Source organism: Catonella morbi ATCC 51271, from assembly GCF_000160035.2.
Taxonomy (GTDB): Bacteria; Bacillota; Clostridia; order Lachnospirales; family Lachnospiraceae; genus Catonella; species Catonella morbi.
This window is the reverse complement of sequence record NZ_KI535369.1, coordinates 283,934-310,596: the sequence shown is the minus strand read 5'-3', so window position 1 is coordinate 310,596 and position 26,663 is coordinate 283,934. Positions and strand designations below refer to the sequence as shown.

The 26,663-nt window shown below is 37.1% G+C and carries 33 protein-coding genes; 4 read left to right on the top strand and 29 right to left on the bottom strand.

The features are described 5' to 3' along the window. Positions 1-352 precede the first annotated feature (352 nt). Both GCWU000282_RS12065 and GCWU000282_RS12060 read left to right on the top strand, forming a co-directional pair. Positions 353-1,009: a hypothetical protein gene (locus tag GCWU000282_RS12065; RefSeq protein WP_023355414.1), complete on the top strand. Its 657-nt coding sequence runs from the start codon at positions 353-355 to the stop codon at positions 1,007-1,009. Beyond that, positions 1,006-1,986: a nucleotidyl transferase AbiEii/AbiGii toxin family protein gene (locus GCWU000282_RS12060; protein WP_023355413.1), complete on the top strand. Its 981-nt coding sequence runs from the start codon at positions 1,006-1,008 to the stop codon at positions 1,984-1,986. Before GCWU000282_RS12065 ends, GCWU000282_RS12060 begins: the two co-directional genes overlap by 4 nt. Before the next feature lie 167 nt (positions 1,987-2,153). Here GCWU000282_RS12060 and GCWU000282_RS12055 read toward each other — a convergent pair whose 3' ends face one another. From GCWU000282_RS12055 to dinB, 8 genes are all read right to left on the bottom strand, one after another. Then, complete coding sequence (locus GCWU000282_RS12055; protein ID WP_023355412.1) at positions 2,154-3,554, bottom strand: site-specific integrase; 1,401 nt, start codon at positions 3,552-3,554, stop codon at positions 2,154-2,156. 1 nt (position 3,555) lies between these two features. Then, entirely contained in the window at positions 3,556-4,434 is an 879-nt protein-coding gene (locus GCWU000282_RS12050) for a helix-turn-helix domain-containing protein (protein WP_156913148.1), read from the bottom strand. Between the two features lie 62 nt (positions 4,435-4,496). Continuing rightward, positions 4,497-4,676, bottom strand: a complete 180-nt coding sequence (locus GCWU000282_RS12045; protein WP_035040899.1) for a helix-turn-helix domain-containing protein — start codon at positions 4,674-4,676, stop codon at positions 4,497-4,499. A gap of 8 nt (positions 4,677-4,684) precedes the next feature. Next, on the bottom strand, positions 4,685-5,251 hold the full coding sequence (locus GCWU000282_RS12040) for a sigma-70 RNA polymerase sigma factor region 4 domain-containing protein (protein WP_023355409.1): 567 nt from the start codon (positions 5,249-5,251) through the stop codon (positions 4,685-4,687). Positions 5,252-5,390: 139 nt separating this feature from the next. After that, a complete protein-coding gene (locus GCWU000282_RS12035; protein ID WP_035040700.1) occupies positions 5,391-5,708 on the bottom strand; it encodes a helix-turn-helix transcriptional regulator in 318 nt (105 codons plus the stop codon). Between the two features lie 231 nt (positions 5,709-5,939). Continuing rightward, positions 5,940-6,206 (bottom strand): hypothetical protein, encoded by a 267-nt coding sequence (locus GCWU000282_RS12030; RefSeq protein WP_035040695.1) that lies wholly within the window; start codon positions 6,204-6,206, stop codon positions 5,940-5,942. A 156-nt stretch (positions 6,207-6,362) separates the two neighbouring features. Next, a complete protein-coding gene (locus tag GCWU000282_RS12025) occupies positions 6,363-6,605 on the bottom strand; it encodes a hypothetical protein (RefSeq protein WP_035040693.1) in 243 nt (80 codons plus the stop codon). Positions 6,606-6,624: 19 nt separating this feature from the next. Beyond that, entirely contained in the window at positions 6,625-7,914 is a 1,290-nt protein-coding gene (dinB, locus tag GCWU000282_RS12020) for a DNA polymerase IV (RefSeq protein ID WP_035040690.1), read from the bottom strand. 399 nt (positions 7,915-8,313) lie between these two features. On the opposite strand from dinB, the gene GCWU000282_RS12015 reads away from it, so the two are divergent. Both GCWU000282_RS12015 and GCWU000282_RS16835 read left to right on the top strand, forming a co-directional pair. Then, entirely contained in the window at positions 8,314-9,009 is a 696-nt protein-coding gene (locus GCWU000282_RS12015) for an XRE family transcriptional regulator (protein ID WP_023355403.1), read from the top strand. Positions 9,010-9,049: 40 nt separating this feature from the next. Then, positions 9,050-9,256 carry a helix-turn-helix transcriptional regulator gene (locus tag GCWU000282_RS16835; protein WP_035040688.1) on the top strand — a complete coding sequence of 69 codons (207 nt, stop codon included), beginning with the start codon at positions 9,050-9,052 and terminating at the stop codon, positions 9,254-9,256. Positions 9,257-9,260: 4 nt separating this feature from the next. On the opposite strand, the gene GCWU000282_RS12005 is transcribed toward GCWU000282_RS16835, so the two are convergent. The 21 genes from GCWU000282_RS12005 to GCWU000282_RS11915 form a co-directional block, all read right to left on the bottom strand. Further along, positions 9,261-10,010, bottom strand: coding sequence for an MFS transporter (locus GCWU000282_RS12005; RefSeq protein WP_156913146.1), 750 nt, complete (start codon positions 10,008-10,010; stop codon positions 9,261-9,263). Positions 10,011-10,022: 12 nt separating this feature from the next. Beyond that, positions 10,023-10,529 (bottom strand): MFS transporter, encoded by a 507-nt coding sequence (locus tag GCWU000282_RS12000; protein WP_023355400.1) that lies wholly within the window; start codon positions 10,527-10,529, stop codon positions 10,023-10,025. Next, positions 10,516-12,270, bottom strand: a complete 1,755-nt coding sequence (locus tag GCWU000282_RS11995) for an ABC transporter ATP-binding protein (protein ID WP_035040895.1) — start codon at positions 12,268-12,270, stop codon at positions 10,516-10,518. The genes GCWU000282_RS12000 and GCWU000282_RS11995 overlap by 14 nt, the downstream gene beginning before the upstream one ends. A gap of 2 nt (positions 12,271-12,272) precedes the next feature. Continuing rightward, positions 12,273-13,991, bottom strand: coding sequence for an ABC transporter ATP-binding protein/permease (locus GCWU000282_RS11990; RefSeq protein ID WP_330365894.1), 1,719 nt, complete (start codon positions 13,989-13,991; stop codon positions 12,273-12,275). Between the two features lie 77 nt (positions 13,992-14,068). Next, the gene (locus GCWU000282_RS11985) at positions 14,069-14,842 is read right to left on the bottom strand and encodes an ABC transporter ATP-binding protein (RefSeq protein ID WP_023355397.1); all 774 of its coding nucleotides are present in this window, start codon (positions 14,840-14,842) and stop codon (positions 14,069-14,071) included. 3 nt (positions 14,843-14,845) lie between these two features. Continuing rightward, complete coding sequence (locus tag GCWU000282_RS11980; protein WP_051384187.1) at positions 14,846-15,859, bottom strand: FecCD family ABC transporter permease; 1,014 nt, start codon at positions 15,857-15,859, stop codon at positions 14,846-14,848. A 23-nt stretch (positions 15,860-15,882) separates the two neighbouring features. Then, positions 15,883-16,911 (bottom strand): ABC transporter substrate-binding protein, encoded by a 1,029-nt coding sequence (locus GCWU000282_RS11975; protein ID WP_023355395.1) that lies wholly within the window; start codon positions 16,909-16,911, stop codon positions 15,883-15,885. A gap of 53 nt (positions 16,912-16,964) precedes the next feature. Next, positions 16,965-17,252 carry a hypothetical protein gene (locus tag GCWU000282_RS11970; RefSeq protein WP_156913145.1) on the bottom strand — a complete coding sequence of 96 codons (288 nt, stop codon included), beginning with the start codon at positions 17,250-17,252 and terminating at the stop codon, positions 16,965-16,967. Between the two features lie 58 nt (positions 17,253-17,310). After that, complete coding sequence (locus GCWU000282_RS17665) at positions 17,311-17,571, bottom strand: YcaO-like family protein (protein WP_084295382.1); 261 nt, start codon at positions 17,569-17,571, stop codon at positions 17,311-17,313. A 318-nt stretch (positions 17,572-17,889) separates the two neighbouring features. After that, complete coding sequence (locus GCWU000282_RS11965; RefSeq protein WP_023355393.1) at positions 17,890-18,615, bottom strand: hypothetical protein; 726 nt, start codon at positions 18,613-18,615, stop codon at positions 17,890-17,892. A 288-nt stretch (positions 18,616-18,903) separates the two neighbouring features. Continuing rightward, positions 18,904-20,328: a relaxase/mobilization nuclease domain-containing protein gene (locus tag GCWU000282_RS11960; RefSeq protein ID WP_023355392.1), complete on the bottom strand. Its 1,425-nt coding sequence runs from the start codon at positions 20,326-20,328 to the stop codon at positions 18,904-18,906. Positions 20,329-20,341: 13 nt separating this feature from the next. Then, on the bottom strand, positions 20,342-20,674 hold the full coding sequence (locus GCWU000282_RS11955) for a plasmid mobilization protein (protein WP_023355391.1): 333 nt from the start codon (positions 20,672-20,674) through the stop codon (positions 20,342-20,344). After that, the gene (locus GCWU000282_RS11950; protein WP_023355390.1) at positions 20,668-21,045 is read right to left on the bottom strand and encodes a DUF4316 domain-containing protein; all 378 of its coding nucleotides are present in this window, start codon (positions 21,043-21,045) and stop codon (positions 20,668-20,670) included. The genes GCWU000282_RS11955 and GCWU000282_RS11950 overlap by 7 nt, the downstream gene beginning before the upstream one ends. A 61-nt stretch (positions 21,046-21,106) precedes the next feature. Then, positions 21,107-21,517, bottom strand: coding sequence for a dUTP diphosphatase (locus GCWU000282_RS11945; protein ID WP_023355389.1), 411 nt, complete (start codon positions 21,515-21,517; stop codon positions 21,107-21,109). Continuing rightward, entirely contained in the window at positions 21,492-22,280 is a 789-nt protein-coding gene (locus GCWU000282_RS11940; protein ID WP_023355388.1) for an FAD-dependent thymidylate synthase, read from the bottom strand. The genes GCWU000282_RS11945 and GCWU000282_RS11940 overlap by 26 nt, the downstream gene beginning before the upstream one ends. After that, a complete protein-coding gene (locus tag GCWU000282_RS11935) occupies positions 22,267-22,587 on the bottom strand; it encodes a hypothetical protein (RefSeq protein WP_023355387.1) in 321 nt (106 codons plus the stop codon). The genes GCWU000282_RS11940 and GCWU000282_RS11935 overlap by 14 nt, the downstream gene beginning before the upstream one ends. 33 nt (positions 22,588-22,620) lie before the next feature. Further along, entirely contained in the window at positions 22,621-23,565 is a 945-nt protein-coding gene (locus GCWU000282_RS16045; protein WP_023355386.1) for a JAB domain-containing protein, read from the bottom strand. Beyond that, a complete protein-coding gene (locus GCWU000282_RS16680; protein ID WP_156913144.1) occupies positions 23,555-23,725 on the bottom strand; it encodes a hypothetical protein in 171 nt (56 codons plus the stop codon). Before GCWU000282_RS16680 ends, GCWU000282_RS16045 begins: the two co-directional genes overlap by 11 nt. A gap of 1 nt (position 23,726) precedes the next feature. Beyond that, complete coding sequence (locus GCWU000282_RS11925; RefSeq protein ID WP_023355384.1) at positions 23,727-24,623, bottom strand: DUF4366 domain-containing protein; 897 nt, start codon at positions 24,621-24,623, stop codon at positions 23,727-23,729. Then, positions 24,607-24,954 (bottom strand): DUF4315 family protein, encoded by a 348-nt coding sequence (locus GCWU000282_RS16405; RefSeq protein ID WP_023355383.1) that lies wholly within the window; start codon positions 24,952-24,954, stop codon positions 24,607-24,609. Before GCWU000282_RS16405 ends, GCWU000282_RS11925 begins: the two co-directional genes overlap by 17 nt. Before the next feature lie 62 nt (positions 24,955-25,016). Continuing rightward, positions 25,017-26,654 (bottom strand): C40 family peptidase, encoded by a 1,638-nt coding sequence (locus GCWU000282_RS11915; protein ID WP_023355382.1) that lies wholly within the window; start codon positions 26,652-26,654, stop codon positions 25,017-25,019. Positions 26,655-26,663: the final 9 nt, after the last annotated feature.

Here is a 26,663-nt window from a genome sequence, read left to right as displayed (position 1 = left end):
TGGCTTTCGCTGACAAAATGATGACACTGTCACCCTGAGGGTTTAACCATTCCGTTCCAACGATTTTTTCATATCCGTGGCTACCATTTGCTTTTTAATGCAGTAATGATAACACTATTTTCTTATTAGATTAAATACATTATAGCGTGTAACAGGTCGGATGTCTATGGGGTTTTGACCATTATTTAAATATTTTAAATAGCATTATCTTATTCTGATAAGTGACATCATAAGTGACATTTCGTGTCACTTATGAAATTCATTGTTGAAATATCTTGTCATTGTGATATAATATTTACATATTATATTGCTATATCTCGCATTAAACATATCAAAACAGGGTGGATAATTTATGACTTATACAGACTATATTCGTGAGCTTTTATTGCAAAAGCCGATTGGAATGCCAATATATACAAAGATAATTGCTGCTTCATTAGCAGAAAAATTTAATTTGAAAGATAAAGATGCTGTAGCAGCAACTGCTGTGGCAATGAAACGCATTATGGATTCTAAAGTGATTCCTGAGCTCAGATTCTACCAGAAAGGAATTTATTTCAGAACAGTTACTACTCCGTTTGGAGAAAGAGGAATCAACAAAGAGAACCTGATAGCTGATAAGTATTTGCTACCAGACAAAGGATATGAGACCGGCTTTGCCCTTCTTCATGATATAGGGCTTGCAACACAAATGCCAAAAGAGCGTGTTATTGCCACTAATATGGCAAAAGATTGTACTCGCATGGATAAGAAATTGGGCGTAACAATCCGTCCTCCAAAAGCAGAGATTACTGCTGAGAATAAATCATATTTGCAGATGCTTGACGTACTTGAACTTTTGGATAAAGCTCCCATTGATGCAGAGCATCCGTATTCTGTTATTGCTAACCACATACACAAACTTAAACTGCAATATGAAAAGCTTCTGTTCTTAGCAGACCGTTACTACAATAAAAACACAGTAATTCAGCTTGCACATACAGCAGGAGAAGGAGGTTATGCACTATGAAACTCCATCTTGATAAAGAAGCCTTTCGTGTGCTTATTGACACTATTCATACACAAACCGGATATCGAAGTGATGTCCTTGAAAAAGATTATTATGTGTCATTAATACTCAAAGAACTTGCAGAAAAGCAAAGTAATGGACTTCCTGCATATTTCAAAGGAGGAACAGCTCTATATAAAGCATTAAAGACTACAAACCGTTTTTCTGAAGATATAGACCTGTCAGTTGATACAAGGAACTGCAGCCGGACACAGAATGACAGGAGATTAGAGCAGGCGACAAAAAAATATACTTCACTTCTTCGAGATTCATCGCTGGGAAAAACAAACCGCTCAGAAGTTGTTGCTGTGTATTCATATGAGCCTTTGACTGCTTTTGATGTAAATGATGCGTTGCAAAGATTTGGAAGGGTAAAAGTTGAAGCAACCTCATTTACCATCAGTGAGCCTGTTGAGTGCCTTGAAATTGCTGCTATGCTATATGAGCTTGCCTCTAATGAACAGAAGCAGATACTTGAATCAGAATATGATGTTGGACCATTTTCCATTATGACAATTTCCATAGAAAGGGTATTTATAGATAAACTTTTTGCTGCAGAAGCTTATGTTCGTAAGGCTTATGAGCCACACAGGGCATTTGAGGCAGCAAAACATATTTATGACCTTGCCGTTATTTATAAACACAAAACTGTTTCAAAACTGCTTTCAGATACCGGACTGATGAAAAAACTGCTGGATATTCGTATTGCTGAGGAAATCAATCGTCTTGACGGAATCCCTAATGTACTGCCTTCAGATTTTATATTCTTTACAAATTCAATGAATAACAAGGATATACGCAAGGCATATGAAATTATGCAGAACCAATATGTTCTTCGTGACTGTGACAGAATTGATTATGACAAAGCAATGGACGCCCTTACAGATATTTATAAAAGTCTTCTAAATAATACTTCATGGGTAAAATATCAATTTTAGTAAAAGAACAGAAAATCTGTCTTAAATTTAAACAAGCTTTCCTTTGCATACTCAGTATTATTGATATTTTGCCTGTATTTTGAAACATAATAAAATGTCAATGTATGATATACACCAGCAAGGACGATACCGCATAGATTCCCATCCATACAGTATCGTCCTTTTCCCTATTCATGCTCTTTCATAGTCTTAGCAAGACTTGTAAGCAATGCTGCCATTTCAGGATTGCCCAGCACCTTCATCAGAAGCTCTGCATCCACTCCTTCAGGCACTGCAATCGTATTAGCACTTCCTTCGGTTCCTCCCACCTGTGGGCTTAGTCTTTCCTGTCTATAGAAGGCATTCTCCATCATCTCCGCATTCTTTCTTCTGTCCTCATCTATGATATGTCCGTAAACCTCTGTTACCATATCAGCCTGTGCGTGTCCGGAATCTCCCTGAACTGATTTTATGTCCCCGCCACTCAGCTTCAGCTTGTATGTAACACTGGTATGACGCAGGCTGTGGAAGACCACATCAGGAAGTCCAAGCTTATCTATTATATCCTGCATCTTTGTCCTAAGGTAGCTGTCTCCTATTGGAAGGCCGAATGTCGTTGCCATTACCAGGTTGTAGTCCTGATATTCATTTCCCAAGGCTTCCTTAATCTCATCCTGTTCTAATTTCAGTTCTGCAAGATAGCCTGCTACAGTCCTTGGAATGAATACTTTGCGTGTACTACTTTCTGTCTTTGGTGTCTTTAGCACCCTTACAGTCTTATTGTTTTTCTTTGTTGAAGGAAATGTCAGGATAATTTCCTTAGCGTTTAATGCCTCAACTGCATCCCTTGAAACTCTTTCAACCTGTTTGCTTATTATAACATAAGCCCTGTTGCCTGCTATAGCTTCTTCCGAAATATCCATCTCATCCCAGGTAAGCCCCAGCAGCTCCCCTATGCGGAGAGTAGCAGTAAAAGCAAGGTGAAATGCTATCTTAAGCATTTTGTTGTCACAGGCAGCAAGTGCCTTCATCAGCATATCTGCTGTCCAGATTTCACGCTCTTTTCTTTTTGTCTTTGGAACAGTTGCAAGGGTTGCCGGATTCTTCTCCATCAGCTCCCATTTTACTGCCTGTCTGAATGCGCTCCTTAGAATCTTATGTATTTCATTTACCGTAGCTTCCGTAACTGTTCCTGAACCATCAATATTCCTGGTGCTCTTTACGGCTGACATAGCTAAAAGGCTCTTATAATATTTTTCCATAAAATGGGTATTAATGCCTGTAAGTTTTGTTTTTCCGATTGTAGGTATTATATAGTTATTGATTAGAGACAGATTCCCGGCATAGGTTGAAACTCCCCATTTATCGTGGCCATAGATTCTTACATACTCTTCAATAAGTTCCTCAAGGGTAGTGCACTTTGGAGCTTCAAACCTGCCTACCGCCATCTTATACTCAATTTCTTTCTTACGCTTTTCAGCATCTTTCTGCGTCGCAAATGTTTCTGAAGTCTGGCGTTCCTTTCCTTCATCATCCTTAACCCTGTATATTACAGAAAATTTCTTACCACGCTTTCTTATAAATGCCATTTCACATCCTCACTTTCCGGCTTTCATTTAACCAAGCCAAAAAATCTGCCCGTTTAATCCTGAGTACTTTCCCTGTACCTACACAGGGAAATGCCTCAGCCTGTATCCATTTTGTAATTGTGGATGCTTTTACTCCTGCAAGCTCAGCCGCTTCATTCCTTGAAATATATTCTTGGGTTTCTATAATCAAATTATCTGATGAAGTATTTTCATCATTATCAGTTATCCTATATTCATTCTGAGCGTTAAGAAATAACCTGAAACTCTTTTTTGATATCCACTTCTTATTATCAAATACCCTTACTTCAAAAAATGTCTTATATTTGCTTGTTCTTATCAATTTAAGCATTGTATCTTCCTGAATGTTCAACAGTCTTGCTGTTTCTTCAAACCTGATATAGCCTTTTTCCATATCGCTAATGGTAGGTATCCTGTCTGATTTTTTGTACACAGTCTGCTCAGAAAACCATTTCTTAAACTCTTCCTTCGGAATACGCTTTACAAAGTCAACCTTTATGGTCTTTCTTTCTTCTCTTTTCCATATTTCATACAGACAGGCACTATTTACTCCCAAAAGGTTTGCAGCATCCTGAAAGGAATATGAACCCTTAATCAGCTCGCTGCCCGGCTCTTCTCCATCTACCTTTTTATGCTTCACCTGATTTGCATACCATTTTTCAAAGCTTTCAATATCAACACGCATCATTCCGCCTATGATTTCTGTCTTGAAAAATTCTCTGTGTACCAGCCAGTATCCCTCGGTCTTTTTTAATCCTAACAGTTTTCGCATTTCAGAAACGGACATGGTTTTCTGCAAGGCAGGTTCTTTAATTAAGCCGTGATTCTTTATCTCTGTACTTATTTTATATTGTTCCTTCATCCTGTTTTCCTCCTTCTCCCACAATATAACATGCCCATCCCAAAAAGCTTTAGAAGGTAAATTTAATTTGATTTCATATGCTGATCGAGCCATTCATCAAAGCTCTTTTTAGAAATTCGATAGCTGGTTCCAATCTGAAGCCATCTAAACTCATTTTTCTTTAACAGGTCATATACTGTAGGTCTGCTTACACCGAGTATTTCCTGTAACTCCTTTACCGTATAACAGCGTTTTTCTTTAATATTTTCCATTATGTAATATCCTCCAGTTTTCCATCCATAAATTTGATCACCTGTTCTTTTAGCCTTCTTCTAATCTTGTGGACTTTCTGCTGTGCTGATTCATAAGTAATGCTTTGCTCTTCGGCAATATCCGTCAACGTCTTTTGTCCACAGAGATATTTCTCGAAAATCTCTTTATCTTTTCCAAGACAGCACAGTTGATTTTGAAAATGCTCATAGTCCCTTCTCATATCTTTAAGAAGTTTTGCACTCCTCATATACTTATCAGCTTCTTCAACACCTTCCATTATTCCTCCGGAAAAGTCACATTGGATAATAGCATTTTTTAGCTCTAAGGCATCATTTACCTTTTTTGCTGTTGGATCACTATGTATTCCACTATTTTGCACCTTTATGCCAAGTTCTCCCATACTTTGTCGTTTATAACTTTCCTTTTCACTTTCAATCCTGTAAAAGAGACCATTTATGTATCCGTCTACAACACCCATAAAGTCAGTATAATGTTTTATTATTATATTCACCCGTTTTGAGGATGTTGCATTCATATATAACTTAATAATATCGTTCCCTGCCATTATTAGCTTCCTCCTGATTATGTTAAAATCACTTTGGTTTACTCTTGTTCACATGAATTATTTTAGATTAACCAAGAGGAAAAATCGTTCCCCAATTACCGAACAAAGTACGGTAGGAGCGTACTTTTAAAACAGAACTCTATTCCATTTCAGCCAGTATCATTACCTGCTTTATTGCCGCCTTTCTTAATTCCTTGCTTTTAATCTGCTTTAACGCCATTGCCATCTGCATTATCTCATCATCAGTATCTGCGTTCTGTTCACAGAGGAAACAGAAGAGTGGCATGCCAAGTATTTTTGCTATTTCCCTCAAAATGCTTATTTTAATGTCAATCTTATCGTTCTCATAATCTGAAATTGTTGATTTCCTTGAAAACAGCCTCTCTGCCAGCTCTTCCTGTGTCATACCTCTTTTAAGCCTGTATTCTTTAATTTTCTTTCCTAATGTTATTTCCATCTTTCTCTCCATTTCCGGGGCTAAAACGGAAATAAGCGCAAAAAAGAAACCGACAAAACGATTGCTAATAAAACCGGTGGTTTTTATGCCACCCGGCGTTATTTCCGTTTTGTCGGCTCTTTATAGTTCTATGCTAAATCCAGCTCGTTACAAACTCTTGATATGCAGACTCCGCCTCTGATGGTTCCTGCCAAATCTGGCGGTTATCCTGCTATCTCAGTTATTCAATTTTTAACCATTTACTGCTATTTTTTTCTGCTCTATGAGGCGTGAATTCTTTGCCTTACTGACACTTATTCTCACCTGTCCTTCCTTATCATTCTTTCCGGGACTCCTCCTGTTTTCAAGAACCATTACCCTGTTATTATCTATAACTACAACAATGTCACTGCCACATTTTCCACATGTAATATCTATACTGCATTGTCCATCACATTTCATTAAAAGCCTTCCGCATACCGGACAGCTTACATATCGTTTGTCTTTTCTTTCTATCATCAATATCATCCTCCTTGCAAATTTATTTCATTCAACAGATAAGTGAAATAAAACCATTGATGATTATGTTAAAAGGACAAATGAGTTCCGATGTGCCGAAGTCCGCACCATCCATCCTGCTACCTTCTTGCTGAACTTTTTCAGTAAATATTCCTATTACCTCTCCTCCATAAACCACAGGTTATTATCTTCATAATACAGATGGCTCTCAAGTCCATCTACTATACAGGTGTAACGTATGCCTACACCTCCTGCCTTCAGGCTTGCCGCCCTCCGTATGTCTTTCACTTTCTGAATCTCATAAATATGGCCGTCTTTCCATACAAAACTCTTTGGAAGCAACCTGCCATCCTTGGTAAACTCTGCCATTACATCCACATAAACTTTACTGCTTTCCATTAAATCCATCCCCTCCCATCTATCTGAAATATCCAATAGGATGTACAGTATGGTCTTCTTTTGCATTGCAGGCTGATAATATTGTATCCCTGTACATAAGCCCCCTTTGAATGCTGTAAAAACCAAACCTTTTCCTTATGGTGTCAACTGTAATATCCATCTTCATCTGCTTCTCTCTTAGCCTAGGATTCATAAATATATCCATCTGCTCCCAGTAATAATCCGTTACAAGGTCAGTCCCGCAGATTCCTATGCTTCTTAAAGGTTTCTGATAAAATTCAGGTATGGAATTCTTCAGTTCCTCTTCATCTGCAGGTAGCCTGTAGTTCTTTTTATAGAGCAGATAGGCAGCTTCTGCAATCTCAGCCGTAATATTGCTGGCATTTTTTAATTTTACCTGCTTTGAAAAATGAAACAGCTCCTTATCCCGAAGGCTTATTTCCACAGTCCTGCACCTGAAACCATTTTCACGAAGCCTTGCAGCCACACTTTCTGCAAGGATATATAATACAATCTTTACATCCTCATCCGTTTTCATGTCTTTTGGTGTAGTGGTACTGTTGCCAACCGACTTAACAGGTGCAGAGGTGTTTTCAAGCTTTACCGGTGAGTCATCATATCCGTTTGCAAATGCATGTAAAACGCTTCCTATCTTGCCAAGCTTTTTAATCAGTATGCCTTCATCCATAGTTGCCAGATCTCCGATGGTTTTTATTCCCATGTCTGCAAATTTCCTGCTTGTTGCCCTGCCCACATACAGAAGATTCGCTACAGGAAGCGGCCAGGCTTTTGCCTTGTATTCGTCTTTACCCATTGTAGTAATGGCATCAGGCTTCTTATAATCAGAGCCCAGCTTAGCAAATATCTTATTGAATGACACACCTATACTGACCGTAATGCCAAGTTCCTTCTTCATCCGCTCACTTATTTCCTTGGCAATAGCATAACCGTCACCCTTTATGCCGGCACTCTCAGAAACATCGAGCCATGACTCGTCAATTCCGAACGGTTCTATTTTATCCGTATACTCCGAATATATCTCCTGTGCCATCCTTGAAAAACGCAAGTACAAGTCCATCCTTGGCGGAAGAAAGATGATATCCGGACAGACCTGTTTTGCCTGCCAGAGTGCCATTCCTGTCTTAACTCCATAACGCTTTGCCGTATAATCTGCCGTAAGCACTATTCCATGCCTTGCTTCAGGATTTCCCCCTACAGCAACAGGCTTGCCCCTAAGCTCAGGATGGTGTAAAAGTTCAACAGATGCATAAAAACAGTTACAGTCACTGTGAAGTATAGTCCTGTTCATATTTCTGCCTTTCTTTCTTTTGTAAATTCTTTCGTAAGATACGTGTACTGTCATCACAAGAACTAATATAACTCTATTTTAGATGATATTCAAGTGAAATATATTTCACCTTATTCAACTACATTGATATTGCTCTTGAAAATCTGACTTTCTTATGCTATAGTAAGTATCAGGGCTGAATTGAAATCCGAAGTTCCAGTTTGCAAGTTTTACTTCCAGTTCAGCAAATTTCTTGCAAAAGTAAATTCCATAATATCAATAATAAGTATGATTTCCGGAACTTAATTTTGCAAAGCTCCTTAGAACTGGAATTTACTTTTAGAAACAGGTTGATATATGGACTGATATATGTTCATAGAGGAATATTTAATAACCATAAATTTAGAAAGGTGATTCAATATGAAAGATTTAGGAAAGACCATTGCCGGACACAGAAAAGCATATAAGCTGACACAGTGCCAGCTTGCCAAAAAGCTTACAGAATATGACATATATGTAAAGCCAAATAGCGTAAGTTCCTGGGAATCAGGGATTTCACTGCCAAGCTCAAGGCAGTTCCTTGCCATATGTGAAATTTTAAATATATATGACATATACACAGAGTTTATAGGAACCAATCCTGACAACCCTTTCCGCAACCTGAACAAAGAAGGCGTAGATAAGGTAATGGAATATACCCGCCTGCTTGAAAAGAGCGGTGATTACAGGATAGCAGAGATTATCCCTCTCCATGTGATAAGGGAGAGGAAGGTATACTATACAGCAGTATCTGCCGGTAACGGCTCTTTCTTAGATGGGGAAGATTATGAAATGTACTCATCTGCTGATATTCCTGAAAAGGCTGACTTTGGAGTACATATAAGCGGAGACAGTATGGAACCTGTTTATCATGACAGAGAGCTTATATGGATTGAACAGACTGAACAGCTTGAAGATGGTGAAATAGGTATCTTTTATCTTGATGGAAATGCTTATGTGAAGCAATTTCAGAATAATAGAAAAGGTGCTTATCTTGTTTCTCTTAATAAGGCATATGAGCCTATGCCTATTACTGAAAGCAGCTCATTTAAGATTTTTGGGCGTGTTTTATCCTGATAAAGCAATAGAAGAATGGGAAGATAGGAGAGTAGCGGCTATGGGTGAAGATACAGTTGTATGCAGGTTAAAAGAAAGACGGACAAGCCTCGGCTTCACCCAGCGCCAGGTGGCTGAGGGAACCGAGATGAATGTCCGTACTGTCATAAATATTGAGAAGGGAAAAACCATCCCCAATCTGCTTTATGCTATGAAACTTGCTAAGTTTTTGGGGGTGAGGGTGGAAGAGGTGTTTGAATATAAGTAATGATTTATGCCTCTTCTCCTCTTGACATATATACTATCATTGGATATGAAATAAATACAGCCAGTCCTGCTATGAAAACACAGGCATATGCCGGTAGGATATCTGCCAGAAAGCCGTAGAACATATTACCAAGTGGTATAGATGATAAAGCTAGCATACTAAATACAGACATAATCCTGCTCTTATACTCATTTTTGATATTCTTCTGAAAAAATACCTGAGTTGCTATATTTAACGGCATTACCGAAGTAATAATCAAGCAGTCTAAAACTGTAATCAGGCATACTGTAACAAAAACGTTGCCTCCATTTGTTCCAAAATACACACAGCCGCCTATCAGAAAGAGAATAGCCGAGATGGATATGGCACTGTATTTTAACAGGGTTAAAGGCTTAAATTTTTTGATTACACGCAGTATTAAAAACGGAAGGACTATGCTGACTCCTGCTGTTGCCATCCTATAAATTCCATATACATAATCACTTATCTTAAGAATCTCCAAGAATACATAGGTTATTACTACGCTGAATACAGCTGAAAACGAAAAATTGATAAGTGGTGCTATAAAGACGAAAATCTTGGTAAATTTATCTTTTTTTATCTCTAAGATGCCTTCCTTAAACTCTTTTACATATCCCTTAAAGCCCTTTTCTTTTTCTTTCTTTATCTCAGCAACATGAGGCGTACCTATACAGAATGTTAATATCAGAGTCAATATTAACAGTGCTGAAATAAGTATGAAGGTTCCTGCAATCCCAAATTCATTTTATACAAAGGCGGCCGCTACAGGTGTAGTTACAAATACAATACCGTCATCTACCCTTGAAAGGGTAACAGCCTCTTCCATCAGGTCTTTGTCTATTATTTCTGATAAAATTGAGCTTTCGGCTGTGTTATAAAACACTTCTATCATTTCAAGCAGGACAACAAGGGCATACACAGAGACAAGCGAAATGTCTCTGCATATATCTGAATAAACCGCATAAAATAGCATAATAATCACCTGAAACAAGTTCAGGGTTTTCATTATATTTATCCTTTTAAGCCTGTCACCCAGCACTCCACTTATAGGAGTCAACATCACTCTCGGTATAATTATTATTGAAAGAATGGACGCATATACCAAAGGAGAGCCTGTTATTTCCAAAATATACAAGGCTAATGTAAATTGGAGTATATTGCTTGAACCCATTGAGAATGCTGTAGCTAAAAAGTAGCTTATGTAATTTTTATCTTTTAATAATTTTTTACTGGCTCTTTCATACACTCTCATATCCTTCCCCTAAAACTCTCCTAAAATTCTCATTACCCTCATAAATCTCAGCAAATGTCCCAAAAGCTTCACAAACTCCGTCCTTTATGAAGGCTACATAGTCTGCACTCTTAATTGTAGAGAGTCTGTGGGCTATCATAAGAGCAATCTTTCCTTTCTTTAGCTCCTTTAGTGACTCATTTATGGCTCTTTCATTTTCATAATCCAGATTAGCTGTAATTTCATCCATAATTAAAATAGGTGAATCCTTAAGGAAGGCTTGGGCTATGGATATTCTCTGTTTTTCACCACCTGAAAGAGCAGCGCCTCTTTCCCCTATGACTGTCTTGCTTCCATTTGGAAGCCTGTTTACTAAATCCATAATATGGGCATTTTTAAGGGCTGTCTCTATCTCACCTTCGCTTGCACCTTCTTTTGCAAGCCTCAGGTTATCTTCTATGCTCTTATTAAATAAATATACATCCTGCGGAATGGCAGATATTAGCTTTCTAAGTTCCTCTATCTTTATGTCCTTTATATTCACTCCATTTATTAAAATACTTCCTCCATCCACATCCCAGAACCTCTGTAAAAGCTTGATTAATGTGGATTTGCCTGAGCCTGAAGTGCCTACTAAAACGACAGTCTTTCCTTCTTCTGTCGTTAATGAAACATCCTTAATTACTTCATTTTTATCGCCTGTCACCTTGTCTTTGTAAGAAAATCTTACTGAATTAAACTCTAACTTCTTATCTGTACTTCCCATTACATCTTTAAAAGTTTTAGTGCCGCTGTTTATTACAGGCTCATCTTCATTAAGGAAGTCAAACACTCTCCTTGCTGCCGCAAATATTCTTCCATAATTGCTTTTCATCATCAGCATTTCACTGAGAGGGCTGTAAACCATACTTGAAATTGCAATGAGAGGGAGCACAAATTCGACAGAATATTCCCCTCTTGCAGCAAAATACACGCTTGCAATAGCTGAAATCACTGACGATATGCCTATAATTAAGTTCGTATTGGTAACTTCTTTTACTGCTTCCTTTGCATAGTTAAAATAAGCCTCATTATAAGCATCATTGTACTTATACATCTTGTTAAAATATCCCTTATGCCCGCCAAAGGTAATGATTTCCTTTAAGCCCTGTATTCCATCTATAATAACAGCATTTAATTCGCCAAGCTTTGACTGGGTTTTGCTTCCATACTCATCAGCCTTTTCATTCTTCTTACTAGAAACAAGGAGGATGATGGCTGAAAATATAATTAAAATTAATGAAAGGCCTGGCGAGAAGAATCCTATTGCAATAAATGAGATGATGGGCAGGACTGCCGCCACAAATATCTGTATTAAAGAATGGGCATAGAACCACTCTAAGATTTCCACATCTTCAAGTACCACGCTCATTATGTCTCCGCTTTTCTCCCCTTCAAGCCCTGCAGGCGCAAGGTTTGCTATTTTTTCATAAGATATTCCCCTAAGTGCTGTAAGTATCCTGTAAGCCACATCATGTGCCACATAGATATCCAGATAATTTAACACAGCCATGCTTACAACCATTGCAAGTACAGTTAAAAAATGTGTCTGAGGGTTAGTTAAAGTGCCCGAGATTCCCTTTGATACAATTAAAGCTGTTTCAAAGCTTAAGAGTATAGGCACTACCTTGTATAAAGCATGAACAATTATGCTGAAAATTACGCTCAATCTGTAATTTTTGATATATTTTGAAAGTAAAAGCACATATTTTATCTTACCCATAATCATTCCACTCCCTTTATCAGCCTTCTGTAAATCTCACAGTTTTCTTCTAAGTAAGAACTGCTGCCTCTGTCTGCAATACAACCGTTTTCTACCACTAAGATTTCATCAGCCATACTGATAGTAGACAGCCTGTGTGCTATCATAAGCATTGCCTTATCAGGCTTTAGTTTACTAAGCGTTTCGCCTATGTATTTTTCATTTTCCCTGTCTAGGGCAGAGGTTGCCTCATCAAAAATAATTATAGGCGCATCTTTAAGTAAAGCCCTTGCAATAGCTATCCTCTGTCTTTCTCCTGTTGAAAATCTGCTGCCAAGCTCATCTACACTTGTATCGTAGCCATTTGGAAGTGACATAATCAGGTCATAAATCATCGCTTTTTTAGAAGCTTCAAATATTTCTTCGTCTGTGGCAGAAGGCTTGCCCATCTTTATATTGTCATAGATGCTTCCATAGAATAAATGGTTGTCCTGCCACACTGCCGATATATTGTCATTAAAAAACGCTGCTGTCTCGTTGCCCATCTTCACATCATTTAATGTAACTTCTCCACTGTCAGCCCTGTAAAAGCCCATAAGAAGCCCTGCTATGGTTGACTTGCCTCCGCCTGACGGCCCTACCAGAGCTATAGCCTTGCCTTTATGAAGTTCAAACGAGATATTTTTTAAAGTGTCTTTATTAGCTCCCTTATATCTGAAATTTACCTTGTCAAAGCTTAGTTTCACATCATTAATTTTATTCTCCTTAACAGCACTTCTATTTAAGGAAGCTTCCAGTTCCTTCCTGTTTTTAAGCTCATTTTTAATAAGGTCATTTTCCATAAGATTATCGCTTTTCGTTTCCAAGAATTCACTTAAAGAATACGAGCCTGAAACTCCCTGAAAGCCCAAATGCCATGCATTTATAAGGCTCAGCATTGGCGAAAATGTAGCTCCTATGATAAAAAAGGCGTAAATAAGGAAACTTTTATCTATATAGCCATAAGCACATCTAAGCCCCATTATGGCTATAGTAAGGGCTGTGCCGACCCTTAAGAAAAACTCTGAAAAAGTGCCTTCTATAATAGTTACCTTGAGGTGATCCATAACTGCTTTTCTAAAATTTTCTCCATGGGCTTTAACATCTCTTACATATTTTGCATCAGCATTAAATGCCTTTAAGCTGACCATCCCCTGAATGCCATCTAAGCATTCACTATAGTAGTTAGCATGCTCTTCCCATTCTTTCTTTCCCTTTTCCTTCATAAGTTTGAAAAACACCATAGGAATTAAGAGCATCATTATTACTGAAATGAGAGAAACAAGTCCAACATATATGTCCATATAAAATAAAATCATAATGAAGATTCCTGCATTTAAGACAGCGCTCACTATGACCGGCAGATATCTTGTATAGTAGTTCATAAGCCATTCTACTCTGGCTGTAAATGTAGATGTGAGCGTGCCTGTGCGGATGGTATCTGCATACTCAGGCCCAAGCAGGAAAAGCTTTGTAAGTATCTTTGTCCTTACATTGTCCTTAATGCTGATTCCTGCTTCATTTACTATCTTAACATTCAGTTTGTATAAGAGTTTGATTCCTATAAGCAAAAATATTATTAAAGCTATGAAGTAAAATCCAGGAACAGCTGTAATCTGCATAGATTTTAACATTTCATTTATTAAAATGCTTAAGCAGACTGAAACTACTGATGAAAATAAGGTAATTATCAGCTGAAGCAAGATGGCTTTTTTTACTTTACTCTCTGAACCTTTTAAAAATGCAATTAATGCTTTATTGATAAAAATAAAATCACCCCCTAATAGCAGGAACTTATATAGTCTACTACAGTCTTTTCTTCATCACTTATAATTTTAGCATTTATTTTAAATATATCTTTCAATATTTTTTCTGTTATTATTTCCTTAGGGCTACCTGCTACAAGGATTTCTCCTTTATTTATAAGAACTACTTCATCACAAAATTTCATAGCTAAGTTAAGATCATGAATTGCTGCTATTATAGTTAGTCCCAATCCTCTTAATATTTCTAGTATTTTGTACTGATATCCTATATCCAAATGATTAGTAACCTCATCTAAAATAAGAATATTGCTTTTAGTAATCAAGGCTCTTGCAAGTAATACTCTTTGTTTTTCTCCTCCTGACAATGTCCTGAAAATCCTTTTCTCACTGCCAGTTAATCCAACGAGGCTAATGCATTCTTTTAATAACTTATAGTCTTCTTCATATAAACTATTTGTGTTAAATATATTATGATAAGGAAATCTGCCCATCAATATTACATCAGCAACAGTATAGTCAAAATCACTATTATTTTCCTGTGGTAATACAGCAATCATTTTTGCAAATTCCTTAGGATTTATATTATCTATGTTAATATTTTTAAGATAGATTGTACCAATATTTGGTTCTAATACCCTATATATTTGTTTAAGTAATGTGCTTTTACCACTTCCATTGGGACCAATTATTCCTGTAAACTTATTTTCATTAAAACTTATACTTATATTCTTACATATTTTGGCTTCCCCTATATAATAAGATAAATCTCTTATATCAATAACTCCCATAAATCACCTTATTTCTTTCTTCATAATGTATAAGAAAAATGGAACTCCTATAAGAGAAGTAAGCACTCCTATTGCAAGCTCTCTTGGTGCAAATATCACTCTTGACACTGTATCTGCCCAAAGAAGAAAAAAAGCTCCCAGCAACGAAGTTACAGGAAGCAACGCTTTATGGTTTGCTCCTGTAATTTTTCTTGTTATATGCGGTATTATAAGACCTACAAAACCAATACTTCCACTTATTGATACAAGCACTCCAACAACCATAGAAACTGTAATTAACAGTATCTTATCTAATCGCTTTACTTTAACTCCTAATATGACCGCTGTTTCTTTACCCATTGAAATGATATTTAACTGTTCTGCAAGAATAATGGCAACAATGAATCCAATAATAACCGCAATCACAGCGAAAGGTACATCTTCCCAATGCACTCCTCCAAGTCCCCCCATCATCCAAAAAACAATCCCACGAACCTTTGAATTATCCGGTGCAAATGATATTATAAGCTGTGTAATAGCACTACATAGCATTGAAATTGATATTCCTGTCAGAACAAGTTTTGAATTAGAATATCCCCTTTCTTTAGAAGCTATAAAATATACTATGATCATAGAGAGCATTGCACCGATAAATGCCATCAAATTGGTACTTAATGTACTAAGAATTGGTATTTTACCCCAAAATGCTATGGAAAAAGCTGCAAACATACCCGCTCCGGATTGTATTCCCAATGTGTATGGTTCAGCCATAATATTTCCTGTAATCGCCTGCATGATAGAACCTGTCATAGCCAAACCGCCGCCAACAGCTATGGCTACAAGTATTCTTGGCAGTCTTACATTCCAAACTATGCTGTTTAAGCTCATATCTTCTAAAGTTGCCGAAAAAAAATGATATTTATATACTTCTATCACCTCTCTAAAACCTAAATCTGCTGAGCCTAAGAATGTAGACAAAGGGATAGATATAATTATCAACACAAATATCACTAAAGAAACTTTTTTATAATTTTTCAAATATCTATCCCCCAAAAAACAGTTTATTTTGAAAATTCAATTATCTTTTTACTAAGTCTTTCTGCTGCATCAAAAATCTGCAATCCCGGAAAAACCTCAACAAGCTTAACTACAACAAAATTATTATTTTTGATTGCAGTTACATTTTCAAGTGCCGGATTTTTCTTAAGGCTTTCTATCTTTTCTTCTGTGGTTCCTGTCGTGTTACCAACATCATAGCTATGAATTATAATGATATCCGGATTTCTTTTAGCAACTTCTTCAAAACTTACTTCTTCAAATGCGTTATTAAGGTCACCAAATATATTTTTACCCCCTGCAAGCTTTATCATTTCATCTTCAATTCCCTTTCCTGATGTCAAAGCTGCCTTATCTCCACTATCAAAAGCCATAATTTTAACATCAGTTTGCTTTACATCCGCTTTAAGAGCTTCTTCTCTTGCTTTTAGATCTTTTATTAATTTAGCAGCTTCATCTTCTTTTCTGAAAATTCTGCCTAAGTCTTCTATATCCTTATGTATATCAGAAAATTTAGGTTCCGCAGAATATGTTCCATTTATACAATAAAAATTGATTTTTTCCTTCTGAAAATCTTCTACCGGAGCTACTCCATATTTCCCAAAACTGTATACTGTGGCATAAACAAAATCCGGCTTTTCTGCCAATAAAACTTCAAATGTGGGAGTCCCTTCCACAATCACTTTTAACTTAGAAAGTTTATCCCTGTATTCCGGTAAGCAGTCTTCGTAGCTTCCTTCAGCTGTTGCAACACCAACTATTTTATCCTCTAATCCAAGTGCCACAAGAATCTGGGCGGCATCATAGCTAAGAGGAACTATTCTCTCCGGCACCTTATCATAAGTAGTTGTCACACCAAAGTTCTCTATGACTACATTTTTTTCATTATCATTACTTGTTTTACTCATGACCATATTGCTTTTAGATGAAGACATGGTGCTTTTATCATTATTTTTCACATTAGAACAACCTGATATAGTTAATGATAATGCTAATAAAGACATAATGCTTATAACTTTCATATTAATTTTCATGACATATCCTCCAATGATTTATAAATTATTATTTTTCTCTCAGCTTATATTTCTTAGTGTGGGTATATCCCCATATACAAATCCTCATATTTTTTAATCATATCAGAATAGCCGTTTAATTTTTCAAAACTAAATAGTCTATCACTAGCCACAATCAATGGGGCTGGTATTGATTGAAGATGTGGCGTTGTTATAATTCTAACTGTTGGAATAGAAAGATGTTCTTTTGTCAAATTAACATATATCAAGTCAAAATCATCTCCTAACTGTTTTAGTTTATTTAAAGTTGAAGAAAAAACGGTATTCAAATTACTACAATCATTATTCTTGTATTTTGCCAAATCAACTACAGTTTCACCAGCACTACGCTTTATATCTTTTTCAATAAAGTAGTTCATATTATAAATAAAAGTAGTTCATATTATAAATAGATGTAGGAATTTGCATTAAATATTCTGCATTACCTCTACAATACTTATGACTAACAATATCTTTACTATAAAATGCTGACTGAACAGCCTCTGTGACTGATCGCTCAAGTGCTATTTCAGGATTTAGTGATGCGCCAAAACCATTTGTTGCGTAATTTTCGTATTCTCCTGAAACTATCCATGTCCTAAAAACGGGTATGCCCAATTCCGTTGTATAATCTCTAGTTATTACCTTTACATTGAACCATTAATTCTCTAATGTAGTATGTGTTGTTGTATGATGATGAGAATAAACCTGTGTATCTTTTACATTTTCTGATACTACTGTAATCTTCATATTGTGCATCCTCCTTTCCTTGTTACTCGAGTATATATTTTATCTAAAATAATAAAAATATAGCATAATCAATAATGATTGTCAATATCATTTACTAAATATTGGCGAGATTGCTGGCATTATTATAAAAAATATTCCAGTTTTTATGATAACTGTGTATTTTATAATATTCATAGGTAAAAAATAGTTTTTAATTTTAATCTTATAATACTAATCAATAAAATATTTTTCTTTCATTTCTTTTATTATCTCTTTTTTAGGTTTTGCAGTTTCTTTATTTTCATCTTTATATTTATTAATAGTCTTTCTGACAGATTCTTTCTCAGCCTTTTTGCTATCTTTCATATCCTTTTCAAACGTTGCAGTTTCTTGTGAATTGGATACTTCATTCCTCTGCTCCTTAGCCTTTAAGAGCTTTGATGAAAGTATATTTACATTTCTATATTCCTTTCCATTGCCATCAGCAGAAATTCTGACCTGACCGAATATCTTTACAAAATCCCCTTGCTTAAAATTTTTAGGTATATCGCCTTTTTCTCCATAAGCAGAGCAGTTGTGATATACTTTATTGCCCAGACTGTCATTTGATACAACAGAGAAATTTACAACTTTAAATGATTCTCCTTTTTTATTTTCTCTTTCAACCACATCAACCTTGCCTGCAATATTTCCTACTATATCCACAAGTTCATCTTTTTCTTTCCTAATATAGGGAATATCTTTTATCTGTCCCTGCTCTCTTAACTCTTCAATCATTACATCAAATTCCTCATTAAGCAGATTAGCTGAATCATTTTCCATATAAAAATCATAAAGCCTGTCTAAAGCATCTTCATCATTGATGCCTTTTTCCATGCTTATTATGGCCTTAACAAAATCTCTGTGGTTATCGTTTACCATATCTTCAATTTTATCCCTGATTATTTCGTAATTCATATCCGATTTTTCCTTTCAATTTATAATCTATGTCTTACTTCTTATCTTAACAAATCCATCTTTTTATAAGTCCTGCATCTAAGTCTTGGTACAAGTTCGCAAGCAGTGCCCTCGTACACACACGAGCGCATTTTTGCTTGTTGGGGAACATCCCCAATCCCCTTAAAATGACATCGTTGATGTCAAGCTGCGCCCTCACTTTGTGAGCGCTGAAACATTCCTTACAGGCAGAAAATGTAAAAGAAGAGGGCAGTCACCGTTTTATATTCTGATGATTGCCCTGCCTGTTTATCTCTGTGTCTGCCTCTTTTTCTTCAGTTCTTCCTCAACCCTGAGGCTCTTTTCATTTGCATAGAATGTATCTACATTTTGTTTTGCTATCTGATAATCCCTCATTTCTTTTTTCATTTTCTTGTATTCGCTATAGGCTTCTTTTTTCTCTAAAAGCAGCCTGTTAAATTCTTCATTAAGGTCTTTGACTTTAGGGATTTTACCCTTAGGAAATTTTGAAAATGTTTCTTTGGCTACCTTGTGGAGCGTAATCTCATCCCTGTGTGCCTCATAAAATTTCTTGCTGTATCCTGATTTCCTGTAAGCAATGTAGGTGTCTCTTGTCTTTGAGTAGTTGATGATACTGGTTTTTATTATTTTATTCTCAGCCATTTTTTCTTCTGCATTTTTAATTGTCTTAAGCAGTTCATTGTACTTAGCAGAGATTTCATCAACCATTCTGTTAAGTGTTTCTAAGTCCCTGATGTTATGCTGCTGTAAGAAAAGTATGGACTCAGCAAACTGTTTTACATTATATTTTTTAGCCCACCAGATATAACCTCCATTCTTTCCCTCTGCCATCTTTTTCTGAATGTCAACTATCAGGTCAAGCTTTCGCTCTGCTGTCTGTGGTGCATTTTTATCAGATGTATTTTCATTTATCTCAGATAAGCCTTTTCCTCCGGCAATCACTTTTTTCAGGTTTTCTTCTGAAAAGTCTTCTCCAAGTGAGCGAAACCTTATAAAGCGTTTCTGTTCTTTCCCTCGGATTGCTGTATGCTTTCCCTGTTTGATTACATATCCTTCTTCACTAAGAAGCCTTAACAGTTTTTCAAAATCATCAGGATTATGCCTGAGGCATTTTAATATATCCTCACGGATTATGTCCCTCAGGCTGATTCTTTTTGGATATTTTATCCTCCGCTTTCTCTCGTCCGGCTTATCTTTTTGGATGACGGAAAGTCCACGCTCTATGCAGATAATGTCGCTAAGCCTCTGCAATGCAAGCCCTGAAAACCAGAAGTCCCTAAATTTCCTGTCGCAGTTTATGGCTGTGGAATTAAAAATGATGTGGTTATGTATATGGGCTCTGTCTGTGTGGGTGGCAACAATGAAAGCATGTCTTCCTTTAGTAAAACGCATTCCTGTTTCATAGCCTACTTCATTTGCTTCTTCAGGAGTAACTTCTCCGGGCTTGAAGGACTGGCGGATCTGATAGGCAATCACATCACCATTAGGTCTCCGGCCTGTTTTATGTAAATATTCTTTCTTTGACTGGGCAAATTCCAGGTCTGCAAGTTCAGGAGTGCATTCGTATGAAGAAATATATCTGCCCTCATCCGTCTTTGCTCCGTTCATTGCATAATCAGTTCTGTCCTTTAGACACTGCAATATGCTCCTGCCTTTATTCTGATGCATTGCTATCAGTCTTGTTGCCGCCATTTTACCACCTGCCTTACAAAATCGCTGTCAGTTTATCCAACACCTTTCTCATTTCTATCAAAATTTCTTTCTGGCTTTTCTTTAATTCGTCAATGTCACTTTTAAAAATACTGCCTGTTGTATTTGCCATTTTAGCATACTGGTTTAGGTTGTTTCCTGATATCCTAAGCAGCCTTAAAATCTCTTTTAAGTCAGAAAAATCCGGCACAATCACATATCCGTTAACTGCCATCTTTACCATATAAGATGTAAGGCTTGATACCCCTGCCTCTTCCATACGCTTATGGATAAGGTTAAGTTCTTTTGCCGTGACTCTGAGGTCAATTCTTTTTGTCCTGTTTACCATTCCCTGTTTCCTCTATAGGGGCATAATTCCTTAAATGGTTTACTTTCAGGTATACTTTCCGGCATGGATTTTGGCTGCTTAATGTGTTTGCTCTGTTCTTTTAATTTTCCAAGCACAGACTTCTTGTCATCATCTGAAAGTTCTAACCTCACTGTATCTGCTTCAGATTTAACATTGTTTATTATTCCGTCAAAGTTGTTGTCATTTTGTTCAACCATATCTTCAATGCCACGCATCGGATTTCTGCTGATTGAAGGACCTGCACCGGCTGTTTCATCAGGAGCATAGACGATTCCATCAGATATTTCTATTTCAGTTTCGCCATTAACTTCATCCCATTTTTTAATTTTCCTTGTCTTTGCTTTTTCCATTTTTTGCTTTTCCTTTCTTAAAAGGCAATTTAAACATTTAGTCCAAATGATACATTTTTACTTATCTGCCTGTTGAACCAAAGGCATCAGTTCCTCTTTTCTCCAAAGTTTCAAATGTAAACTCAGGTATCAGCACCGGCATGATGACAAGCTGTCCGATCTTATAGCCTGCCTTAATCTGATATTCACAGTTTCCCACATTTGAAATAATTGCGTGGACTTCCCCTGTATAGCCTGAATCAATTGGAGGCAGTTCACAAACTATTCCCTTAGTGCTTAGTCCGCTTCTTGGAAATATATATCCTGCAAAACCATCCGGTATATTAAGCCCAAACCCCAAAGGAATCTTAAGTACCTCTCCTTGAGATATAGTTTCATCATTAGGAGCAAATACATCAGCACCGGCATCATTGTCATGAGCCCTCTCAGGCATCCTTCCACCAAAATCAATGAGCTGTATTTTCATCTTCATCACCTTCTTCCAGAATTATATTTTGAGACAGTTTCGGAAAATCTATTCTGATTATTTCAGCAGGAGAGAGCCCGGCAGGGATGCTTTTACCACAGGTCATCCTGCCTTCCTCGCATCCGCTGCTCATACAGAATGGCCCGCAGTCATAGAAGAGTTCAGCATTCTGGATGATTAACTGTTCCCATATTTTTAGCATCACATACCTTGTCTCTTTTGTATTTCTCCTGCATATCCTCTGGTGTATCATATGTTTCCACTGGTAAGGAGTCGCACTTATAAGCAGGATGTTCCTCATTCCCATTGGGGCACAGTAGCCTGCCGAATCATTATCAACCCCGGCATTAATCAGTTCCTGATATTCTTTCATTGACCGGCTGCACTGCTTTAAGTATTCAGCTTCCTTGCCTGTTCCCATAAGGTCATACGGTATTACAAAGTCCTCTACTTCTGAATAATCGCTGTACTGCAAGCTTCCTGACATATACTTTACTTCATTCTGATGCCTTGTAATCTGTGTGAGGAACCTTCTTGAAGCACCTACCACCACAATGTTTATTATCCCAAACTTCTGTATCGTGGTATGTGGAAGCTTCACAAGGTTAGCAACTGTCTGCCTCTTATATGGCTTTTCATAAAGCTTAATAAAGTCATCAAGGCAGGAAATCTGATGTCCTCTCTGGGTAAGCCTTGCAGCACATACCATCAGTTTCTCTGCCTGGTCTATTGACTCTTTGTTTAATATCTTTACTTCAATCCTGTTCAATCTGTTCCTCCTCAACTATTGCAGCAAGAATCAGGAGATAATTTATGCTGTCCGTTATTTTCTCACTCCAGACTTCTTTAGGGTGTTTTCTTTTATCCAGGCACATATCAGAGAGTGATATCAGGTGCTTTGAAAGCATTCCAAAGAGTGCTGCCTTTGGTGTGGACTCCATAACAGCGGCAGCCTTCTTAAAATGTAAAAGTCTGTCATTTCCAACTGTGGCATATTCATTACCCTTATTAAAAAGTGTTTCCCAGCATTTCTTCATCTGATTTGTAACAATATTGTTAAATTCTTCCTGTAACATTTTCTTATTCTCCTCTCAAGATATTTATGTATCTTATCTTAATTTCTGTTTTTTAGCCTCTTTGGAACGTTTTGCCTTTGGCTTGTTTATCTTTAGGCTATTTTCTTTCTGCCTGTGTTGTATCTTTTCGATGACAGAATCCTTCTTTGGGGCTTCCCTTGCCTTAGGAAGTAGTTCCTGCTTTACCTTAAAGGCAATCAATTCCAGCACATACTTTGGCATCGAACTTTTTCCTAACTCCCAGTCCTGCATAGTCCTGTATGGAATATTAAGATACTCTGCAAACTCCTTTCGGTTCATTCCTGACGATTCCCTTATTTTTATGAACTGCTCGCTTAATGTTAGTTCTGATTGTTCTATACCGGGTGTTTGCTCTGTAATTGTGGAATTCTGTTTTAAAACATCTTTAACCTCATTCACGCCCTGTTCAGCAACCTTCACTCCTACAAGATGAAGATCTTCTGAATTAGTTTTAACCTTTAATGAAGACACCGGCATCTTGCACTCTGCATGAAACGAATAAAATTCATCACCCGGACCGATTATTATATGATCCCACAGCTTTATCCCAATCAGGTTGCAGATATCATTCATTTTGTTTGTTATAATAAAGTCTTCCCTGCTCGGATTAAGGTTTCCCGAAGGATGGTTGTGAAAGAGCATAACCGCAAAGGCATTTGAAAGTACCATACTTTTTAGTATCTCCCTCGGATTGGTTAAAGAGCTGTCAAGCGTTCCAATGCTGACAATGTTCATATTTATAGGCTGGCCATTAGTCCTAAGGTTCACAACTGCAAATACTTCCCTGTCATAATCTTTTAGCAGGTCTGCCATCGCCTTTGCTGCTTCTTCCGGTCCGTCAAAGGGTATGTCACTTAAAAGAGGCGGCATTTCCACCATTCGGATTGCCACCTCTCTAAGACTGAAAGTTTCATTATCTTTATAGCTTGATTTATCCTGCTTTCTGCTATTTTTCATCCGCAGCCCCTTCTTTTATGGGTATAAGCAGGTTAAATTCCTTTCCCTTAAGGCTTTTTAGCTTTGTAAGTATAGACTCCTTTGTGGATACATTTTTCCTTAAAGCCCTTATGCCTTTCATTTCTTTGGCATACTCCATATATCTGTGGTTTGCTGCCATTTTATTCTCCTTTCGGATCATCCTGATATTCCGGCTCATCATTTATGTCATCATCTGTGTTGCTTTCATTTTCTTCAGTTCCATCTTCTTCAATATCCATATCAGTTAGATAGTCTTCCTCATCATCCTCATAAGGGTAATCTGCGTCCGGATCAGGCAGAGCATTCTTTTTCTTTCCCTTATTAAACTTAAAGTATATAAAGCCACCTATACCTCCTAATGTAAGGATGAATATTATTGCCATTATCCCTGTTATATTCTTGCTTTTTTCTTCAGGCGCTGGTTCTAAAGCTTCTGAATCATCACTTTCATCTGTCATTTTGTCAGCATCTTTAATCCCCTTTTTGTCTATTTCTGTTTCTAAGTCTTCAGGCTTTTCTGTTACTTCATCCTGCTTATTTACATCTGTCATTCCTTTTGAATTCATATACAATTTAACTTCCTCATCTTTCATAAGAGAGAGCAGGTCAGCTTCGTCCACAAGGTTTAGGAAATGGACTGTTTCAGTTCCCTTGTCATCACGGTCAATGATTAGGTAAAAATAATTGCCTGATTTTGTAGTTACCGTAATAAACTGCTTTCCTGCAGGTTTGGCTGAACCGTAATCATCCACTATGTTCATATTGCCATTAGGAGTAAGTGGTTCTAAGTGCTCTTCCTCAGCTTTTTTCTGCAGTTCATTTTCTTTTGTCTTAGTTTCTTTCATTTTAGAGCCTTTTGTATCAATATCCTTAATTACACTTTCTTTTACTTCTTTAATCTCACTTTCTGTGGCAGTTTCACCACTCTGTGCAAAAGCTTTTACAGGGAATGCTCCTGAAAAAATTAAGGTGCCTATCATTAAGGCACCCACAAGTTTTGCTACAACCTTATTCTTGTTATCAGTCATTTTCTTCATCTAAAATATCCTCCTCATTATAAAAACTGTCTTCTTTTTCCATATCATTGTTTGGTTTTTCATCATCAATATTTGACTTATCCGTTTCTATGCTAACAGGCATAGGTACATTTCCGTTTAGCATCTCCTGCAGCTTCCCATCCTTAACCAGTTTAAGAAACTCTGCCAGCTCTTCAGGGGACATATTATAGGAAGCAACATTGCAGACTATCTGCCTGTTTTCCTCTTCCTTCAGCTTTGCTTCTATCTGCTTTACCTTTTCTTCAGCTGCATCCCTCTTTATAACTGCCTTCTTAAGTTCTGCCCTCAACCTGTCTAATCTTGCATACATATATTCCCTCCTGTATTTCTTTGCAAAAAAGCCACCCTGAGGTGACTTTTCTATATTTATGTTTACTTAATCCTGCCATAGCAGTATGCATGAGCCCTCCAGTATGGGGTGTCATAGGAAGCATACTGTATGGGGTTTCCGCAATGAATCATGGTTTTCTTTTTTGGATCTACCACAATCCCGACATGGGAAGCACCGGCTGTGCTGTATGTCCCCTGGAAGAATACCAGGTCGCCTGCCTTCACATCAGCCTCTGATACCCTTAAAGTTGCATTCTTCCATCCGTTTGCAGTAAGCCTCCCATAATTCCATCCATTACCGCTGTGGTTTATCACATAGCTTACAAAGCCTGAACAGTCAAAGCTTGTGGCAGGGGAGGCTCCACCCCAAACATAAGGATATCCGAGATATTTTTTTGCTTCATTATGGAGCTTTGCAAACTGGCTGTCTGTAAGGTATTCTCCCGGAACTGCATAGCTTTCATATTCCTTAGATACTTCAGGATTTGCATAAACATTTCCTTCAAAAATCTCAGGTTTGTTTCCCCTTGTTTCCATAAGGATGTTATATCTTTCCATCTGACTCTTATTAAGGTTTAAAGCATTGATTGCTGCTGATATGCCATTATTCTCCAGGGTTACATTAAGGATGTGGTAATCATACTCAACTTCAACATCATATTCATATGATTCCGTATGTCCTGTTTCCTTTCCATCCACCACTCCGTCAGATACCCACCGCTCACCGGTTCTGGTCTCAGTCTTAGTCCTTTTTTCAGTCTTTTCCTTTAGTTCAAGCTTGTACTGATAATCAAAAACCGTAGTTAACATAGACTGTACTTCATCAGGAGTATAACTCTCATACAGTACGGTAAGAAGGGCTGCAAGCTCAAATGGATTATGTGATATTTCTGAAAGTGAATAGTTATACTCATCATAGCCGGGATTATCCGCTTCAATCCTGTTTACTCTCTCCTGTAGCTCTTTTTCAAGTGAAATGTAGTCGTTTTCAACCTCTTTTATGTCATTATCCTTTGCAGTAAATGAAGTTGCAACCGTACCGCTTTTAATGCCTCCTCCAAAAGCGGAGCAGGATGTGAACGCTCCTGAAACCACGATGACCGATAGGAGTGTAGTGGCAGCCAATATTAGAATGAGAGGATTTTCTTCAAGGAATTTCTGCCCCATTTTTGCAACGCTTCCTAAAATATCATTTGTCTTATCTGCAATCTTTTTTCCTGTATTCCCTGCCTTTCGTGCATTCTCCCTTGTCTTTTTAGAAGATTCCTTATAAAAATTCACTGTCATCTGTTTCTTTCTTGCTGCTTTTACATTTTCAGACTGTGTTTTTTCATCAGCCTTTTCTAAGTTTCTTTTATCTTTGGTATTCCTATAAGCCTTTTTGTAACTGTCCTTTTTATGAAACTTATCAGAATATTTTTTAGGTTTTCTGCTTATCCTTAGCTTACTTACCGTGGATTCTGCCAAAGACAGCCCTGTACTAAGACTGTCTGTTCCGCTGTTGTTATCTTCGTTTCTTATTACTGACTTTCTCACGGTTTCTGATACTGCAGTATAACCTACTATTTTTATCTTACTCTCTTTTTTAGTTCTTCTTTGTTTTTTATTTCCATCAGGGTTAAAGCTTTTCTTTCCATTCCTGATTTTTCTATAAAAACTTTTACTTTTATTAGCATTCATAAGTTATCC

Bases quoted from the DNA above. Each gene is read 5' to 3' on its own strand.
- GCWU000282_RS11935 (WP_023355387.1), bottom strand. From the start codon at position 22,587: ATGTTACAGGAAGAATTTAACAATATTGTTACAAATCAGATGAAGAAA.
- GCWU000282_RS12050 (WP_156913148.1), bottom strand. From the start codon at position 4,434: ATGAAGGAACAATATAAAATAAGTACAGAGATAAAGAATCACGGCTTA.
- GCWU000282_RS12025 (WP_035040693.1), bottom strand. From the start codon at position 6,605: ATGGAAAGCAGTAAAGTTTATGTGGATGTAATGGCAGAGTTTACCAAG.
- GCWU000282_RS12065 (WP_023355414.1), top strand. From the start codon at position 353: ATGACTTATACAGACTATATTCGTGAGCTTTTATTGCAAAAGCCGATT.
- GCWU000282_RS11995 (WP_035040895.1), bottom strand. From the start codon at position 12,270: ATGGGTAAGATAAAATATGTGCTTTTACTTTCAAAATATATCAAAAAT.
- GCWU000282_RS11955 (WP_023355391.1), bottom strand. From the start codon at position 20,674: ATGGTAAACAGGACAAAAAGAATTGACCTCAGAGTCACGGCAAAAGAA.
- GCWU000282_RS12055 (WP_023355412.1), bottom strand. From the start codon at position 3,554: ATGGCATTTATAAGAAAGCGTGGTAAGAAATTTTCTGTAATATACAGG.
- GCWU000282_RS11950 (WP_023355390.1), bottom strand. From the start codon at position 21,045: ATGGAAAAAGCAAAGACAAGGAAAATTAAAAAATGGGATGAAGTTAAT.
- GCWU000282_RS16405 (WP_023355383.1), bottom strand. From the start codon at position 24,954: ATGTATGCAAGATTAGACAGGTTGAGGGCAGAACTTAAGAAGGCAGTT.
- GCWU000282_RS11960 (WP_023355392.1), bottom strand. From the start codon at position 20,328: ATGGCGGCAACAAGACTGATAGCAATGCATCAGAATAAAGGCAGGAGC.
- GCWU000282_RS11985 (WP_023355397.1), bottom strand. From the start codon at position 14,842: ATGGGAGTTATTGATATAAGAGATTTATCTTATTATATAGGGGAAGCC.
- GCWU000282_RS12035 (WP_035040700.1), bottom strand. From the start codon at position 5,708: ATGGAAATAACATTAGGAAAGAAAATTAAAGAATACAGGCTTAAAAGA.
- GCWU000282_RS12060 (WP_023355413.1), top strand. From the start codon at position 1,006: ATGAAACTCCATCTTGATAAAGAAGCCTTTCGTGTGCTTATTGACACT.
- GCWU000282_RS16045 (WP_023355386.1), bottom strand. From the start codon at position 23,565: ATGAAAAATAGCAGAAAGCAGGATAAATCAAGCTATAAAGATAATGAA.
- GCWU000282_RS11945 (WP_023355389.1), bottom strand. From the start codon at position 21,517: ATGAAGATGAAAATACAGCTCATTGATTTTGGTGGAAGGATGCCTGAG.
- GCWU000282_RS12030 (WP_035040695.1), bottom strand. From the start codon at position 6,206: ATGATAGAAAGAAAAGACAAACGATATGTAAGCTGTCCGGTATGCGGA.
- dinB (WP_035040690.1), bottom strand. From the start codon at position 7,914: ATGAACAGGACTATACTTCACAGTGACTGTAACTGTTTTTATGCATCT.
- GCWU000282_RS11975 (WP_023355395.1), bottom strand. From the start codon at position 16,911: ATGAAAATTAATATGAAAGTTATAAGCATTATGTCTTTATTAGCATTA.
- GCWU000282_RS11925 (WP_023355384.1), bottom strand. From the start codon at position 24,623: ATGAAGAAAATGACTGATAACAAGAATAAGGTTGTAGCAAAACTTGTG.
- GCWU000282_RS11915 (WP_023355382.1), bottom strand. From the start codon at position 26,654: ATGAATGCTAATAAAAGTAAAAGTTTTTATAGAAAAATCAGGAATGGA.
- GCWU000282_RS11965 (WP_023355393.1), bottom strand. From the start codon at position 18,615: ATGAATTACGAAATAATCAGGGATAAAATTGAAGATATGGTAAACGAT.
- GCWU000282_RS16680 (WP_156913144.1), bottom strand. From the start codon at position 23,725: ATGGCAGCAAACCACAGATATATGGAGTATGCCAAAGAAATGAAAGGC.
- GCWU000282_RS12015 (WP_023355403.1), top strand. From the start codon at position 8,314: ATGAAAGATTTAGGAAAGACCATTGCCGGACACAGAAAAGCATATAAG.
- GCWU000282_RS12040 (WP_023355409.1), bottom strand. From the start codon at position 5,251: ATGGCAGGGAACGATATTATTAAGTTATATATGAATGCAACATCCTCA.
- GCWU000282_RS12000 (WP_023355400.1), bottom strand. From the start codon at position 10,529: ATGAGAGTGTATGAAAGAGCCAGTAAAAAATTATTAAAAGATAAAAAT.
- GCWU000282_RS16835 (WP_035040688.1), top strand. From the start codon at position 9,050: ATGGGTGAAGATACAGTTGTATGCAGGTTAAAAGAAAGACGGACAAGC.